Genomic DNA, 16603 nt, shown 5'->3' with positions numbered 1-16603 from the left:
GCGTCAGGTGTTTTGCCCAGGGATCACGGGTAGGAGCCACTTTATGAGTCAGAATACGCTGAAAGTTCATGATCTAAATGAAGACGCGGAATTTGATGAGAACGGAACAGAGGCTTTTGACGAAAAAGTCTTGGTAGAAGAGGAACCCAGTGATAATGACCTGGCTGAAGAAGAGCTGTTATCGCAGGGTGCAACACAGCGTGTTTTAGACGCGACTCAGCTCTATCTTGGGGAAATCGGGTACTCCCCGCTCTTGACGGCCGAAGAAGAAGTTTATTTTGCACGCCGTGCATTACGAGGTGATGTTGCCTCCCGCCGTCGCATGATCGAAAGTAACCTGCGTCTGGTGGTGAAGATTGCCCGTCGATACAGCAATCGTGGTCTGGCTCTGCTGGATCTGATTGAAGAGGGCAACCTGGGGCTGATCCGCGCCGTTGAAAAATTTGACCCTGAACGTGGGTTCCGTTTCTCAACTTACGCGACCTGGTGGATTCGTCAGACCATCGAGCGGGCTATCATGAACCAAACCCGCACCATTCGTCTGCCGATTCACATCGTCAAAGAGCTGAACGTCTATCTGCGTACCGCGCGTGAGTTGTCCCATAAACTGGACCACGAACCGAGCGCAGAAGAGATTGCTGAACAGTTAGATAAACCTGTTGATGATGTCAGCCGTATGCTGCGTCTCAACGAGCGCATTACCTCAGTTGATACGCCGCTGGGCGGTGATTCTGAAAAAGCGCTGCTGGACATCCTGGCCGATTAAAAAGACAACGGCCCGGAAGACACCACGCAAGACGATGATATGAAACAGAGCATCGTCAAATGGCTGTTCGAACTGAACGCCAAACAGCGTGAAGTGCTGGCACGTCGTTTCGGTCTGCTGGGTTATGAGGCTGCGACACTCGAAGATGTAGGCCGTGAAATTGGTCTCACTCGTGAACGTGTTCGCCAGATTCAGGTTGAAGGTCTGCGTCGTTTGCGCGAAATTCTGCAAACGCAAGGGCTGAATATCGAAGCGCTGTTCCGCGAATAAACACCCTTTCTCGTCAAAAAGGCCGGTCGTAAAGACTGGCCTTTTTTCTTTTCTGCTACCCGGCAAGCGCCGTTTCATGCAGATGCCGCCACATAAGCTTCCCGGCATCTTTCTCAAATACCACCGTTGACCAGCGCTGATGCGCCGACTGATCCGGCAATTGCTGCGTTTCACGGTAGCGCAGCACCGCGCCACTTTCCCACTCTGCCAGCAATTCGACATCATCCACACGAATGCTAAGCCCCGTGCGCGCCGCGCGCTGTGCCTGGAAAAAATTGACCAGCGCAGGCTTATCAAGCGTTGCTCCACCTGGGGTAATCATGGTGAATGCGTCACTAAAGCGCGCCATCAGCGCCGCGCCGTCGCCTTCGCCCCGGCCCAGCCACGCTTCAATGGCGATGTGGGCATCAATAATCTCCGTAGTATAAATATTCATGGTTGCTCCTGTTTTAGCTGTTGCAGGGTGTATTGGTTATCAAGGCGCAGCGCGCCCAAAAGCGGGAAAAGCGTAATTATGGCAGCGAGGGTAAATGTCCCGCGATAAGCGGCAAGGGGCGGCATAACCTGTTGCAGCAGACCAAGAACAAATGCCAGCAACGTGGCACCGATAAAAAAGCTCAATTGGCGGTTAAGATTCCACAGCGCGCTGGCATCCGGCATCGCCTGATTATCGATGGTGAGAAAAGCACAGCTCTGCGCGGTGCTGCTGCACAGGCTTCCGCCTGCGCCCATCAGCGCGAAGCTGACGATAAGCATCGCCAGCGGCGTCGACGGGGTAACAAGCAGCAGCATCACAATGCCCACGGCCTGTAGCAGAGCGCCGATCATCACCAGCGGGCGCGGGCCGAGGCGATTGAAATAGCGGCCGGTCACGGAGATCGCCAGTGCGGAGGCAAGCGACCACGGCACCATTAACGCACCGGTCACCGCAGGCGTGAGCCCCATCATGCGCTGCAAATAGAACATCCCCACCACGCTGACGCCAATAAACATCCCCGGCACGCAGAGGTAGATAAGCATGGCGAAGCGCAGCAGTGAATTCTTCAGCAAAGAGAGATCGAGCAGCCGACGCGACACGGCGGGCTTTGCCTCCTCTTTCAGCCAGCACCCGGCCAGCAGCAGTGTCAGCAGCGCCAGCGGCAGCGTGACGAAGAAGATCCAGCGCCAGCCGAGCAGTTCCACCAGCAGCCCACCGACAGCCGGTGAACAGGCGGGGGCGAGCAGTGCCACCAGCATCACCGCAGAGGAGATTTTTGCCCGCTCATGAGGTTTGAACTGCTGCCAGGCAAGGGCTTGCCCGACCGGGATCAGCAACCCGCCGCCTAACCCCTGCACTACGCGCCAGGCAATCAGGCTGCCCAGTGAGCTGGCAAAACCCGCCGCCAGCCCCGCCGCGCTGAAGAGTAACAGCGACAGCATAAAGAGCCGCCGTGCACCGATAAAGCGCGTCAGCAGGGCGCTGAAGAGGATCGCCACCGTCAACCCGGCGATATAGCCATTGCTGACCCACGCCAGCGCGGAGACCGATGCATGCAGGCTCTCTGCCATCGCCGGAAAGGCGACGCTGGCGATAAACATATTGATCAAGTCGAGAAAAAAGCCCAGCAGATAGACCACCGCGACTTTGTTGCGATACCTCATTTTTCCTCCTTCTGTGCGGAGCGCTACTGTAGCCGCTGGCAGAAAGGGGATAAACGGCGCGGGTGGCGATATACTGTCAAACCTGTTTTGACAATCACGAGAGAAGCGATGCTCAATTTGCAACGCGTCGCCATGTTTATCGCCGTCGTCGACACCGGCAGTTTTACCGCCGCGGCCGCAACGCTCGGGCAGACCAAGGCGGTGATCAGTTTTAATATCCGCCAGCTTGAGGATTCGCTGGGCGTGGCGCTACTGCTACGCTCCACCCGCCGTTTAACCCTCACCGAGGCGGGGAGCCTCTTTTACCAGCGCGGCGTGGCACTGTTACGTGATGCCGAAAACTTGCAGGATGAGGTGCAGGCAAACCATATTGGCCTGAGCGGCGAGCTGCGCATTACCACCACGCCGGAGTATGGCGCGCAGGTGGTGATCCCGGCGCTGGCGGCTTTCAGCGAGCGTCACCCGGCGCTGCGCATTCGCCACGTCTCTTCATCCCATCACGCGGATCTGATTAGCGAGCGTTTCGATGTTGCTATTCGCCTCGGCACACTGGCGGACTCCCGCTATCACGCAGCACTGATTTCACGCTTCGATATTCTTCCTGTTGCCGCGCCGCAGTGGCTTAGCCAGCCCCCGATTACGACGCTGCACGCCCTGGCGCACGCGCCGTGGATTATTCATGAGCGGCTCGCTTCCCCGCTGCGCTGGCAGGTCACTGATGCGGCAGGGTGCGGTGAAACGCTGGAGATAAAGCAGCCCGCGCGTATCTTCGCCGACAGCGCGCAGGCGCTGATGTCGTTTGCCCTTGCTGGCTGTGGTGTGGCGCTGCTGCCGGCGTGGCTGGTGCAAAGCGCGCTGGCTGAAGGGCGGCTGGTGCATCTGTTGCCGGAGTGGCGGTTTGCGCCGCAGGGCGTTTACGCAGTCTATGCCGATACGCAGCATCTCTCTGCCAAAGTGCGCGCGCTGGTCGATTTTTTGCGCCAGTGGGTGGCGCAGGAGGAGGTTGCCGGATGACATTAGCGCCATCCGGCAGCGTTTTTTAGACGAGGTTTTTTAAGCGGTAGATCCACTCCAGCGCCTGACGCGGTGTCAGGCTGTCCGGATCGAGATTCTCCAGCGCTTCAACCGCCGGGTTGGTCTCTTCCGCTGGAGCAAGCAGCGACATCTGCGTGCCGTCAATTTGTGTGCCCGCTGCACTCGGCGAGAGGCTCTCCAGCTCCCGCAGCTTGCCGCGCGCGCGCTTGACCACCTCTTTTGGCACGCCCGCCAGTGCCGCGACCGCAAGGCCGTAACTTTTGCTCGCTGCGCCATCCTGCACGCTGTGCATAAAGGCGATGGTATCGCCATGCTCAATCGCGTCGAGATGCACGTTCGCCACGCCCTCCATCTTCTCCGGCAGCTGCGTCAGCTCAAAGTAGTGGGTGGCAAACAGCGTCAGCGCTTTGATCTTATTCGCCAGATTCTCCGCACAGGCCCACGCCAGCGACAGGCCGTCATAGGTCGATGTCCCGCGGCCAATCTCATCCATCAGCACCAGGCTGTTCTCGGTGGCGTTATGCAGAATGTTGGCGGTTTCGGTCATCTCAACCATAAAGGTCGACCGCCCGCTTGCCAGATCGTCCGCCGCGCCGACGCGGGTAAAGATGCGGTCGATCGGGCCAATCTCGACTTTTTGCGCCGGGACATAGCTGCCGATATAGGCCAGCAGGGTAATCAGCGCAGTCTGGCGCATATAGGTACTTTTACCGCCCATATTCGGGCCGGTGATAATCAGCATCCGGCGCTGCGGCGACAGGTTCAGCGGGTTGGCGATAAACGGCTCTTTCAGCACCTGCTCCACCACCGGGTGACGCCCTTCGCTGATGCGGATGCCCGGTTTGTCACTGAAGGTCGGGCAGCAGTAGTTCAGGGTGTCGGCACGCTCGGCGAGGTTGATCAGCACATCCAGCTCCGCCAGCGCGGCGGCGCTCTGTTGCAGGTCGCCGAGGTGCGGCATCAGCAGATCGAACAGCTCTTCATAGAGCTGCTTTTCCAGCGCCAGCGCTTTCCCCTTCGAGGTGAGGACTTTGTCTTCATACTCTTTCAGTTCAGGAATGATGTAGCGCTCGGCGTTTTTCAGCGTCTGGCGGCGCACATAGTGGATCGGTGCCAGGTGGCTCTGCCCACGGCTGATCTGAATAAAGTAGCCGTGCACCGCGTTATAGCCCACTTTCAGGGTGTCGAGGCCAAGACGCTCGCGCTCGCGGATCTCCAGCCGGTCGAGATAATCCGTCGCGCCATCGGCGAGGCTGCGCCACTCATCCAGTTCGGCATGGTAGCCGGGAGCAATGACGCCGCCGTCGCGTACCAGCACCGGCGGGGCTTCAATAATGGCGCGCTCAAGCAGTTCGCGCAGTTCGCTGAACTCGCCCATCTTCTCACGCAGCGCCTGTACTGGTGCGCAGTCGACGTCCGCCAGCTGCGTGCGCAGCTCCGGCAGTTGCTGGAAGGCGTAGCGCATACGCGCCAGGTCACGCGGGCGGGCGGTACGCAGCGCCAGACGTGCCAGAATACGCTCCAGATCGCCCACCTGGCGCAACACCGGTTGCAGCTCGGCGGCGCGATCCTGTAATGCGCTGATGGTTTGTTGACGCTCGGTCAGCACTTTCGTATCGCGCACCGGCATGTGCAGCCAGCGTTTCAGCATGCGGCTGCCCATCGGCGTGACGGTGCGGTCGAGCACCGAGGCCAGCGTGCTTTCAATCCCGCCTGCGAGGTTCTGGGTGATCTCCAGATTACGGCGCGTCGCGGCATCCATAATAATGGTGTCCTGCTGACGCTCCATAGTAATAGAACGAATATGGGGCAGGGCGGTACGTTGCGTATCTTTGACGTACTGCAACAGGCAGCCAGCGGCGCACAGGCCACGCGCGGCGTTCTCAACGCCAAAGCCAATCAAATCGCGGGTGCCAAACTGCATATTGAGCTGCTGGCGGGCGGTGTCGATTTCGAACTCCCACAGCGGGCGGCGGCGCAAACCGCGGCGGCCTTCAATCAGCGCGGTTTCCGCAAAATCTTCCGCATAGAGCAGTTCAGCAGGGTTGGTGCGTTGCAATTCAGCGGCCATGGTTTCGCGGTCGGCGGGTTCGCTGAGGCGAAAACGCCCGGAGCTAATATCCAGCGTTGCATAACCAAACCCTTTGCTATCCTGCCAGATGGCAGCCAGCAGGTTATCCTGGCGCTCCTGCAGCAGTGCTTCATCGCTGATGGTGCCCGGCGTGACGATGCGTACGACCTTACGCTCAACCGGCCCTTTGCTGGTGGCCGGATCGCCAATCTGTTCGCAAATCGCCACTGATTCGCCGAGGCTCACCAGTTTTGCCAGGTAGTTCTCCACCGCATGATGCGGCACGCCCGCCATCGGGATCGGCTCCCCGGCAGAGGCTCCGCGTTTGGTCAGAGAGATATCCATCAGCTGCGACGCGCGTTTCGCATCGTCATAAAAGAGTTCATAGAAGTCGCCCATACGATAGAAAAGCAGAATGTCCGGATGCTGCGCTTTCAGCTTCAGGTACTGCTGCATCATTGGGGTGTGCGCGTCGAGGTTGTCTGTCGTACTCATCAGTTAGTGATGTCCATCTTCTTGAAAAATAATGAGTCAGTGATGTTTGTTGTTCTCATCGCTTATCACTTTCCTCACCGGAACTCATGAATTTGCATCGCGGTTCATGAAGGCGTAGCGAGCATGATAACGGACTCTGTGGGGCAGGAAAACAAGCGTGCGCGCAGCGGTTATTGAAAGCGACAGGAATGATAAAGCCAGATGATGAGGATAAAGCTGATAACGGCGAAAATCGTGGTTTACATCCCTCCTGTAGCGCTGCCGGGGTAAACTCTTTTTTCTACCGTTATATAGCCCGCTGAGGGAGAGGCTCCCTGAGGTCAACATTGGCTGCCTGGATTAGTCCTTGGTAGGCAGCAAACGAAGCGTTGCGATTATTAAAAGGTTATAAGCACGCCATTGTTTCCCCCGCCGCTGGATTTTGCGCCAGTGAGCCATTTATTTCATTAAACGGGGGAAGAGTTTTAGCCCGTTGAGATAATTAATTTCCCTTAACTGATTCCCCGTATAGCTTTCATAATTATCCAGCTGATGGGCGAATGAAGTACTGACGGACGCAGGCGCATAAGGAAAATCGCTACCGTAAAGGATATGTCCCGGCTCTGCAAAAGCCAGCAGACTTTTCAAAGCGACGTGACTACTGGACAACGCAGTGTCGAAGTAAAATTTTTTCATCTCCCCGAGCATCTCATCTTTGCTGAGCGTCGGGTGCAGGCCGGGTAACAACTCAGCAAATCGATATGAAGCGTAAGGCAAAAATCCTCCCGCATGAGAAAGGATCACGTTGATGTTTTGACAACGCTTCATTACACCTTTTACAACCATATGTATCGCAGTGCGGGTGGTGTCCATCGGATAATCAATTACCGGGCCGGGAATACCAGGTATTGATGCCATCGGTGGTTTGGCCGGGTGGATAAACACAACAGCAGAACGACGATTTAATTCATCCCATACAGAGCTGAAACGCTCGTCTCCTAAATATATTCCCTGATAGTTAGTCATCAGCACCACACCATCAGCATCCAAATGCTCATAGGCATAATTAATTTCAGACAGCGAGGCATCAATATCAGGCAATGGTAAGGTTATAAAATTACCAAAACGCCCAGGCATTTTCTGCACCAGAGCTGCAGTATATTCATTAACCTTTCTGGCCATATCAATCATGCCCTTACCATGCCATCCAGTAATACTTGGGGCCGTAAGCGAGAGAATTCCCGTGGCGATCTGATTATCGTCCATAAAGTTAATAGCATCGTCTGGTGACCAGGCTGGACTTTTCCATCCGGATGGATCTCCGCCATGTTTGGTCAGTTCACCGGCCCAGAAAGGAGGGACCACATGCTGATGAACATCAATACGATTTGAACAGGTCATAATATTTACCTTTTGCATCAGGTGGAAAATAGAGTGCGTGCTGAAAATAGATTAAGAGTGACATTTTAATCACTCAAATAGATTGATATTATCAAACGATAACTTTAAGTAATCGTTTGGTATGTGGAGAAAAGGTATGGAACTCCGTCACTTACGCTATTACGTTGCGCTGGTCGAAGAGAAACACTTTGGTAAAGCGGCTGAGAGATTGCATATTGTACAGCCTGCATTAACCAAACAAATACAGGCGCTTGAAGAACTTATTGGTACCACTTTATTAATCAGGAACAGCCGGCGGCTCTCTTTAACGAAAGCTGGTGAATTGTTTTACCATGAAGCCATAAAAACGCTAAGGCAGGCTGACTCTGCTGTAGAACTGGCTCAAAGGGCAGGGAAAGGATTGATCGGCGTGATCCGGATTGGCTACGTTGGTAATGCAGCACTTAGCGGCATGTTGTCGCATTATCTATTTCAATACCGCTTACATTATCCTGATGTAGAAGTTTATTTAGAAGAAATGTCCCCGTGGGAAATTTGTAAAGCCATTCTAAATGAAGAACTTGATATATCATTCGCGACAGATTTTAATAATAATTTGTCTGAGCATTTGGTTGCACAAAAGCTTATGTCATGGCACTGGGTAGTAGGGATGAGAAAAGACCATCCTTTGGCGGCGAGTAAATATATTTCACGTGAGCAGCTAAAAGATCAGGCATTTGTCGTATATAGCGACGAAAGAAACGATAGTGTACAAATTAGTATTTTACAACGATTGCTGGGTGCGGCCCCTGTAATCTCACATCAGGCTAAAAACACAATAGCCACTCTGACGTTAACTGCTGCAGGATATGGTCTGGCATTATTGCCATGTACATTAGTCAATATCAAAATGGCCGGGATGACATACCGTGAAATAATTGATTTTCCGGATCGAATGACAATGGAACTGTTTTATAGAAAAAATGAATCCAACCCCGTGGTGAATTCATTTTTACGGATTGCGTCAGATATGGATGTTTCTTTTCTTAATGAAAATTCATAGGTTATGTAAAAGCTATTAAAGTTTCTGTTTTGTAATCCTGCTTTTTAAGGAGTAAGGGATCTCGGGAATAAGACTGCATTATTCTGCGCCCTCTCATTTTTAGTTGTGCCATTCTGCGTGATGCAATTCAATATTAATGATCGTTATGAAATAATTTATTGATTAACGGCTGATTAAAGGCGTTTTCTATTGTGACAATGTATAAAAAATTTAGTTATAAAATATGAAATGCGTAATAAATTATTTACGCTTTTATTATTTCGGGTCGGAAAGAAATAACTTAACGCTTTACATTGTTTTTATTATGTGATTTTGGCTGTTTATTTTCAGTGACTTACGAATTTTTTGCAAACGAAAGTCTTCTCTCCGTCACCAATTTTAACTAACGCCGACTCTTAACGTTAAAAAAAATGAAGAAGCAGACTTATAGTTAGGAATAGTGTTTCAATATTAAATTATCCATAGCTAGTGCCTATTGAATGTCGGATTTAGACAGTTTTTAACGATCAATTTATAAACTCTCTTCCCTGTAAGCCGATATAACCTGTGCCGTTCCTTCATTCGAATGGTATATCCGTAAACTTACTAAGGGAATAATATGAGAAATGATTCGCACGCAGTCAAAACAACGGGCATGAGTATCAGAAATAAAATCATGATCTCTTTTGGCGTATTATTGTTATTACTTGCTTTAATTTCCGGTAATGCGCTTTATCGTCTCAGTGAAGCAAAAGGGAATATCACTGAGATTGTTACGGAGGTCTACCCGACAACCGCACTGGCAAACGATCTGATTCGTCAGGTTAATAATACCAGTGCTTTACTGCTTAACGCGCTGCTTGAAAAAGATCCAATAAATAAAAGGAACATGGTTAGTGAGCTTACGGAGCAATCCCGTAAAATAAGTGCGTTATATACCGAGTTGAGCAAAGCAGCAGATGATGAACAATCACAAATGATGCTTGAGCAAATTAAGCAGGCTCGAGCCACATATATTCAGTCGCGTAGCAAAGTGATTGAGATCATTGAATCAAATCCCGATGCGGCCATTGATGAGTACAATGCCAGAACGCGCAATTACACGACGCAGTACATCAGCAAAATTAGCGAATTTATTAAGCTGCAACGCAATGAGATGCAGGGTTCCTATGACGATTTTCTGGCTGACTACAGCCAGAGTAAAATCACCATGTTAATCATCTCGCTTATCAGCCTTGCCTTTGGCATAACCACCGCCATGGTGATGGCAAAGAATATTGTTAACCCGATTCGCCAGGTTGTGGATGCCGCTCAGCGTATAGCCAGGGGCGATCTCGGCCATGAGATCACTGTCATTTCTAAAGATGAGACCGGGCTGTTAACCAGCGCCATCATCAATATGCAGGAGGAACTGAAAAAGATCGTCGCCGAGATCCGTTCAGGTGCGGAAAACATCGCCACCGGCGCTTCGCAGATCATGGCCGGGACGCGCGATCTCTCGGCACGCACCGAAGAGCAGGCCAGTTCGGTTGAGCAGACGGCTGCCTCGATGGAGCAGATTTCATCGACGGTTAAAAACACGGGCGACAATACGGCTAACGCCGCGCAGCTCTCCGAAAGGGCAAGCCATGCGGCTAAAGATAATGGCAGGCTGATGACCTCGCTCACCGAGGAGATCCATAACATCAGCAGTTCAGCCGATAAGATGTCAGACATCATCAACCTGATTGACTCGATTGCCTTCCAGACCAATATCCTCGCGCTTAATGCCGCTGTCGAAGCGGCACGCGCTGGCGAACATGGCAAAGGATTCGCCGTCGTGGCGCAGGAAGTGCGTAACCTCGCGCAGAAAACGGCGAACTCATCAAAAGATATCCGCACGCTGATAGAGAACTCGACGCAGCAGAGTAACCGCGGGCTGGAGATGGTGCGTCAGGTGAACGGTAAGATGGATGAAATGGTGCTGAACGTTGATAACGTTTCGGAAATCTTAAAAGAGATCGAGCGCGCAAGCCTCGAGCAGAGCGACGGCGTTCAGCAAATCAACATTGCTATCGGGCAGATTGATACCACCACTCAGCAAAACGCCTCGCTGGTTGAAGAGTCCGTTGCTGCCTCAGAGATGCTCAATGAGCAGGCGCGAGTGATGAAAGATCTGGTCAGCGTTTTCAAACTGGAGCGCACGGTCAGTTGAGTCAGCGGCGATCGTGACGCTAGCGAGTTTCACTCTCTTACACTTAAAAACATTTAATAGTTACTCTGTAAAACTTATAGAAACTGAATGATGTATGGTCTCACTTTGACCGTGATGTGTATTTGCCGTTCCCTCCCCAAGGAACGGCTTTTTTTTGCCTGCTCTTTTTGAACTGCGCCCTCCTGGTTTGCATTCATCAGGGCAACAGACATTGGCAGTTTGTCGTGACCAGAAGTGATATCATTCGCTCACTCATTACTAAGGCGTTAGGTTCCAAAAGTGATTTCCTGGCTAATGAAAGCGCGCATTTAGGGGACGTTATGGATCTTCATAAAAAAGGGTTTGTTCTCTGCGTCATTAATAATGAGTCACTACGGGAAGGGAAGATCATGGAATGTGATCAGACACCGCTATCGCTTATATAGAAATCAGGAGAGCAAATGATCCCCTACGATAAAGAAATAAAATCAAAAGCAGATTTCCTGACTTTTCTTACGTTATACAACCAGGATCTCAAATCATGTCCAGAAGAGTGGTCTAATCGGGATCTCCCCTCTTTTTTGGATGCGTTAAAGGAGTGGATTGAAGACATGGAACAGTATTATATCAATACGAAACAAGAGGTTCCGTTAGACATAAGCTGGAAGGTTCTCTCCGATATGCTTATGGCTGCCAGGGTATATGAATAGGTACTGATTTTGTGTGTGTTTGGCTGATATCGACGGGGGAAGGAGCATGAGTGATAATTTTGGATATATGGAGTATGATTTTTCAAGGCTTAATAAAATAAAAAAATTAGAGCCAAAAGATGCAAGGGATAATTTCCTCCGGCATTATCAAGTTATGAAACAGTATAAATCTAAATGTATCCTTCAGTTTACCGATCTGAATAAAGTACTCATCCATGAAAAATATCTTTTGATGAACAATGAGCCTCGTCGTAAAGGTAAAGTTATTTTTTTTACTGGTAATGTCGTAGTCACTCATAAAGAGGATTTACTGGCCTGGATTGCTGAGCCTATAAAGCGGCACGATCTTATTATTCCTTTATTGATTATCCCTGTCGTTGAAAATCCTCATCCTGACTACATTCTGGCAACCCAGGAAGACCCTGTCTTCGAATTTCTGGTGCCTATTGAATAATGTCAGGTTTTATAATTATAAATTGCAACGCTGAGAGTGATCCCTATGAGGTTTATAGAACAGACTGTGTTAAACGAGTGGAAGAATTCTGGTGCAATAGTTAGTCACGATTCTTTATCAATGGTGTTTTCTGAAATTCTTGAGTCTCTTCCCTGGACGGCTGGTCATATTGATTTTAGCCAGCTAAATATAATAAGCACTTCGCTACGTTCACTCTCTGATGACAATGGTGATTTAGAGAGTGAGAAAGTAAAAAAATGGATAACTACTGCCGGGGCCGTTGAAGGTGAGTACATTGCTTTTTGGTATTCACAGAAGCAACCTTGCGTAATATGTAGCGCTGATTTTGCTTTTAAAAATATTGATGCGGCATATTGGGGGGTGCCTGGTTGGAACTATATGTTTTGGTGCTCACAAAATAATGGCGTTATTGTATCAAATTATAAAAACATTCTTTGCTATGACTCAGCAGACCAACTCGTATTGGTAACAACAGAATAAATATTGTGGCGGTCATGACATTGTCGGCAATAATTCATAGCATGAGCCTGAATCTATTTAATGAAAACGATTATGCACAAGGATCTCTATGAGCTACATCGATGGCTTTGACCACGAAATAATTGGCACCCTTGGCTACCTGCCGATCTACCACCCGCTGGAAGCTATCGAAGGCGACGGCGGCTGGGGAGCGTATGACTTCAACGCCTCGCCGCAAAACCTGGTGCTGGGTGGCGGCAGTGGCGAGCATCCGGGTCTGGTGGTGCATCACTTGCCGACGCTTGCCGCGCGCTTCCTGTTGGATAGCCTGACCGAGGCGCAAGCGGAGACCTTAAGCCGCGACGAGAGCGAATATGTCGACGAGCTCTATTACGCTGGTGAAACGCTGGAGTTTTGCGGCTGGCGTATCCGCCACTATGCACAGCTCCAGGCGATGGCGCAAAGCCCGGCGCTGAGCAACCCCGCCAGCGAAGAGGGGGAGGTTGAGGAGTGGCTTGAGCGCTCCCTTGGCGAACTGGTGTGGTTTTCGCTGCCGGAGCTTAATCCGCAGCATCAACGGCTGGCGGCCATATTCCAGCGCTTCGATATCTTCCCTTCAATGCGCAACGTCTCGGTCGACCCGCCGGGTTATCCGGCCTGCGGCGGCAGGATTATGGTTAACGGCGCGCTGAGCTGGGGGCACCAACGCTGGCGTTCACGCTAGCCGCCGCAGCGAATAACTATTTTGTGCAGCAGCGGTGCAGGGCGGCGATATCCTCAGGCGTGGTGCGACAGCAGCCGCCAATCAGCTTTGCGCCGGAGGCCAGCCATGCGGGCAGATGCCCGGCCAGCGTGTCGCAGGCAGCACCGTGTGCGTGCCAGCTTTTGCTTACCGCATCGTAGGTTTCGCCCGAATTGGGGTAGACCACCAGCGGCAGCGCGCTCAGGCTGTGCAGATGCTCCAGCGCGTCATTGGTGTTAGCAAGCGCGATGCAATTAATGCCCAGCGCCACAATCTGCGGCGTCGCTTCCACCACTTTCACCACCTCTGCGAGCGGGGTGCCGTCGCTTAAATGGTGCGCGTCGCGCAGGGTAAACGAGAACCATGCCCGCGCGTCCGGCCAGGCCTGCAACAGCGCAGCGAGGGCTTTTATCTCGGCAAAGGAGGGGAGCGTTTCGCAAGCCAGCAGATCGGCACCCGCCGCTAACAGCGCCTCGATGCGCGGGCGGTGGAAATCAGTAAACTCGGCAGCGGTGCGCTGATAATCGCCGCGATACTCCGACCCATCCGCCAGATACGCGCCATAGGGCCCGACGGAGCCGGCCACCAGCAGCGGCCCGGCGTGCGGGTTCTCTGCCAGTGCGGCATCACGTGCCGCCTGCGCCAGCTCAACGCTTTTGCTAATCAGTGCCCGCGACTGCGCCTCATCCAGGCCGCGTGCGGCAAAGCCGAGCGGCGTTGCCTGGTAGCTGGCGGTAATCGCGACCTGCGCACCGGCGCGGAAATAGTCGAGATGCACATCGCGGATCAGTTCCGGCGCTTCCATCAGCACTTTCGCAGACCAGAGGTTATCGGCAAGGTTACAGCCGCGCGCTTCAAGCTCCGTTGCCATCGCGCCGTCGAGCACAATAAAGGGCTGCTTCTCCAGCAGCGCGGTCAGGGGGTTAGGGCGCGACATGTTCACTCTCCTTCGCTTTTTCATGATGGGTCAGCCAGTAAGCACCATAGCACAGGGCCACAAACGGCAGCCCGCAGTAGAGCGCAATGCGCTGATCGGGATCGAACGCCAGGCCAACACACGCCAGCAGGCAGAGCAGGAAACCGGCGATCGGCACCAGCGGATACCACGGCGCATGGTAGTGCAGATCCGCAAGAGTCTTGCCGGACTGCAAATGGCGGCGGCGAAAGACAAAGTGCGCCGCGCAGATGCTGAGCCACACGGCAACCACGGCGAAACCGGAAATCGCCGACAGCGCGACAAACACCGTATCCGGGGCGATAACGCTTGAAAGCAGCGCCAGCACTCCACCCAGCATAGAGACGGAGAGCGCCGTCAGCGGCACGCCGTTTTTGGTGACGCGCATAAAGCAGCGCGGCAGCGTCTTCTCATTCGAGAGCGACCACAGCATGCGCCCGGACGCATACAGCCCCGAGTTAGCCGCCGAGAGGATGGCTGTCAGGATGACAAAGTTAAAAATATCGGCAGCATAAGGAATACCAATCTTCTCAAACACCACCACAAAAGGGCTCTTCTCCACGCCCGCCTGCTGCATCGGGATCAGCGCCGCCAGCACAAACACGGTGCCGATAAAAAAGAGGATCAAGCGCACGATAGTGGCGCGAATGGCGACCGGGATCACCTGCTGCGGGTTCTGCGTCTCGCCTGCGGCAATGCCAATCAGTTCTGTACCGGAGAAGGCAAAGTTCACCGCTACCATGGTCATTAAAATCGGCAGGCCGCCGTGGGGGAACCACCCTTCGGCGGTGATATTGGCAAGCCCTGGTGCGGGGGAGCCATCCTGCATCGGGATAAAGCCAAAGATCGCCGCGCCGCCAAGCAGAATAAAGGCAATGATGGTGATCACCTTCACCAGCGAGAACCAGAACTCACCCTCGGCGAAAAAGCGCGTTGAAACCACGTTAAGGGCGAAAATCGCCACGCAGAAGATGACGCACCATATCCAGACCGGAACATGCGGGAACCAGTACTGCATGCAGAACCCGGCGGCGGTAAAGCTTGATCCCAGCGCTACGGTCCAGGTGAGCCAGTAGAGCCAGGCCACGGTATAACCGGTTGCCGGGCCAAGGTAGCGCGCGGCATAGACATGAAACGCGCCGGTCACCGGCATTGCCACGGAGAGTTCGCCGAGGCACTGCATCACCAGCCAGACCACCAGCGCGCCAATCAAGTAAGCCAGCAGCGTGCCGGCCGCGCCAGTGGTAGAGATGATATAGCCGGTATTAAAGAACAACCCGGTGCCAATCACGCCGCCCAGCGACAGCATAATTAAGTGGCGGGTCTTCATGGTGCGCTTAAGCTGCCCCTGCGCCTGATCCTGCTGATTTTGCATACAACCCTCTAAACGTATGGACGTCTAAACATCTGCGTTCAGGGTTTATAACGTGATTGTTAACAAAAAGCCAGCCTCGCAGCGGGCAGGGGCGCTTAACTGCGCACTCTCTGGCCGGGGTTAGTTAAAGAAGAACACCACGCTCCAGAAAAGCAGTGATGTCAGCAGATGGACTTTTATCACCCGTAGCCAGTCGATGCGCTGGCCGGTGGCATCCCTAAAGCGGAACCACGTCAGATAGGGAAGATAGGTGGCCAGCGTTTTGGCCACTAATAACCAGACAACGATCGACAGCGTATTCAGACAGAGCCGGGTTAAATAGTGTATTGCCAGCTCATCCATATTAATGGTGTAGAGCAATTGTGTATGTATTACCTGATAGAGCCAGAATTCGGCGGAGGTAAACCACGAAAGGAGATGCGGAACGGAGAGTTGTGCCGCCACAGACTGAATAAAAAAATACCAGTAAGTGCTCGCAAAATCGAAAGCGTAAAGAATTACCTCATACAGCAGAAATAATTTCAGCGCCCGTGCAAAAGAACCTGGCCATAATTTTGGCGCACCGCGCGTAAGAAAAGCTTTAGTAGCAAAGAAAAGCAGGGCAAATAGCGAAAAAACAGCAATGAGCGCAATCATGACTATACTTACCGCCGCCGGACCTGACGCTGCGCCATATGGGTTTTGTGCGGCTATTCTTCGGTTGGCTTCATCGCGCTCAAACTCGCTGAGATGGCTATTGCCGTTGTAATCGTAATGCACGAACGATCCCTATAATAGTGACAAAAAAAGTGTGGCGCCCATGCTATCCGCTTTGTGGGGGGAATTAAAACGCTGCGGCGAAAACCCACCGGAAATGGGTGGTTTGCGCATCATCTTATTAGGATTTGAAAGGCACATAATAAAGGAGGGTTATATTTCTGGCCGTCCGGGAATAACCCGTGCACTTAAAAAAGTATTAAAAACAGCGCCGCAAAAAATAGTTAAACGCTATCTGCTTCACTCGTAACCTGTTTTGTGCGGAATACTTTTATCTAT

At 52.5% G+C, this 16603-nt stretch carries 14 protein-coding genes and 1 pseudogene; 8 read left to right on the top strand and 7 right to left on the bottom strand.

Annotation, left to right across the window (positions count from 1 at the left end; all coding sequences use genetic code 11):
- Positions 1-43: 43 nt before the first annotated feature.
- A pseudogene (gene rpoS, locus BWI95_RS05500) lies at positions 44-1036 on the top strand (RNA polymerase sigma factor RpoS).
- Positions 1037-1091: 55 nt separating this feature from the next.
- Here rpoS and BWI95_RS05495 read toward each other — a convergent pair.
- Together BWI95_RS05495 and BWI95_RS05490 are read right to left on the bottom strand one after the other, a co-directional pair.
- Positions 1092-1472, bottom strand: coding sequence for a DUF4440 domain-containing protein (locus BWI95_RS05495; RefSeq protein WP_076769134.1), 381 nt, complete (start codon positions 1470-1472; stop codon positions 1092-1094).
- Positions 1469-2677: an MFS transporter gene (locus tag BWI95_RS05490; RefSeq protein ID WP_076769133.1), complete on the bottom strand. Its 1209-nt coding sequence runs from the start codon at positions 2675-2677 to the stop codon at positions 1469-1471. The genes BWI95_RS05495 and BWI95_RS05490 overlap by 4 nt, the downstream gene beginning before the upstream one ends.
- 108 nt (positions 2678-2785) lie before the next feature.
- Here BWI95_RS05490 and BWI95_RS05485 point away from each other — a divergent pair, with 108 nt between their 5' ends.
- Complete coding sequence (locus BWI95_RS05485) at positions 2786-3691, top strand: LysR family transcriptional regulator (RefSeq protein WP_054803743.1); 906 nt, start codon at positions 2786-2788, stop codon at positions 3689-3691.
- A 25-nt stretch (positions 3692-3716) separates the two neighbouring features.
- Here the strand turns inward: BWI95_RS05485 and mutS are convergent, their stop codons facing one another.
- Together mutS and BWI95_RS05475 are read right to left on the bottom strand one after the other, a co-directional pair.
- The gene (gene mutS, locus BWI95_RS05480) at positions 3717-6278 is read right to left on the bottom strand and encodes a DNA mismatch repair protein MutS (protein ID WP_076769132.1); all 2562 of its coding nucleotides are present in this window, start codon (positions 6276-6278) and stop codon (positions 3717-3719) included.
- Positions 6279-6716: 438 nt separating this feature from the next.
- Entirely contained in the window at positions 6717-7658 is a 942-nt protein-coding gene (locus BWI95_RS05475) for an amidohydrolase family protein (protein WP_054803741.1), read from the bottom strand.
- A 136-nt stretch (positions 7659-7794) separates the two neighbouring features.
- Between BWI95_RS05475 and BWI95_RS05470 the strand changes: the two genes are divergently transcribed.
- From BWI95_RS05470 to BWI95_RS05450, 6 genes are all read left to right on the top strand, one after another.
- Positions 7795-8700, top strand: a complete 906-nt coding sequence (locus BWI95_RS05470) for a LysR family transcriptional regulator (protein ID WP_054803740.1) — start codon at positions 7795-7797, stop codon at positions 8698-8700.
- 634 nt (positions 8701-9334) lie between these two features.
- Positions 9335-10873 carry a methyl-accepting chemotaxis protein gene (locus BWI95_RS05465; RefSeq protein ID WP_076770285.1) on the top strand — a complete coding sequence of 513 codons (1539 nt, stop codon included), beginning with the start codon at positions 9335-9337 and terminating at the stop codon, positions 10871-10873.
- Between the two features lie 440 nt (positions 10874-11313).
- Complete coding sequence (locus tag BWI95_RS05460; RefSeq protein ID WP_054803738.1) at positions 11314-11562, top strand: DUF7660 family protein; 249 nt, start codon at positions 11314-11316, stop codon at positions 11560-11562.
- 46 nt (positions 11563-11608) lie between these two features.
- Positions 11609-12016 (top strand): hypothetical protein, encoded by a 408-nt coding sequence (locus BWI95_RS05455; RefSeq protein WP_054803737.1) that lies wholly within the window; start codon positions 11609-11611, stop codon positions 12014-12016.
- 66 nt (positions 12017-12082) lie between these two features.
- On the top strand, positions 12083-12517 hold the full coding sequence (locus BWI95_RS23245; RefSeq protein WP_156884891.1) for a hypothetical protein: 435 nt from the start codon (positions 12083-12085) through the stop codon (positions 12515-12517).
- Between the two features lie 88 nt (positions 12518-12605).
- Positions 12606-13220 carry a hypothetical protein gene (locus tag BWI95_RS05450; RefSeq protein WP_054803736.1) on the top strand — a complete coding sequence of 205 codons (615 nt, stop codon included), beginning with the start codon at positions 12606-12608 and terminating at the stop codon, positions 13218-13220.
- 16 nt (positions 13221-13236) lie between these two features.
- On the opposite strand, the gene mmuM is transcribed toward BWI95_RS05450, so the two are convergent.
- From mmuM to BWI95_RS05435, 3 genes are all read right to left on the bottom strand, one after another.
- On the bottom strand, positions 13237-14175 hold the full coding sequence (gene mmuM / locus BWI95_RS05445; RefSeq protein WP_054803735.1) for a homocysteine S-methyltransferase: 939 nt from the start codon (positions 14173-14175) through the stop codon (positions 13237-13239).
- Positions 14162-15568, bottom strand: a complete 1407-nt coding sequence (gene mmuP / locus BWI95_RS05440) for an S-methylmethionine permease (RefSeq protein WP_076769131.1) — start codon at positions 15566-15568, stop codon at positions 14162-14164. Before mmuP ends, mmuM begins: the two co-directional genes overlap by 14 nt.
- A gap of 120 nt (positions 15569-15688) precedes the next feature.
- Positions 15689-16327, bottom strand: coding sequence for a hypothetical protein (locus tag BWI95_RS05435; protein WP_156884890.1), 639 nt, complete (start codon positions 16325-16327; stop codon positions 15689-15691).
- Positions 16328-16603 lie beyond the last annotated feature (276 nt).

The sequence above is a fragment of the Kosakonia cowanii JCM 10956 = DSM 18146 genome, from assembly GCF_001975225.1.
Lineage (GTDB): Bacteria > Pseudomonadota > Gammaproteobacteria > Enterobacterales > Enterobacteriaceae > Kosakonia > Kosakonia cowanii.
Note: the sequence above shows the minus strand (reverse complement) of the source record. Positions and strands in the feature narration are given on the sequence as shown.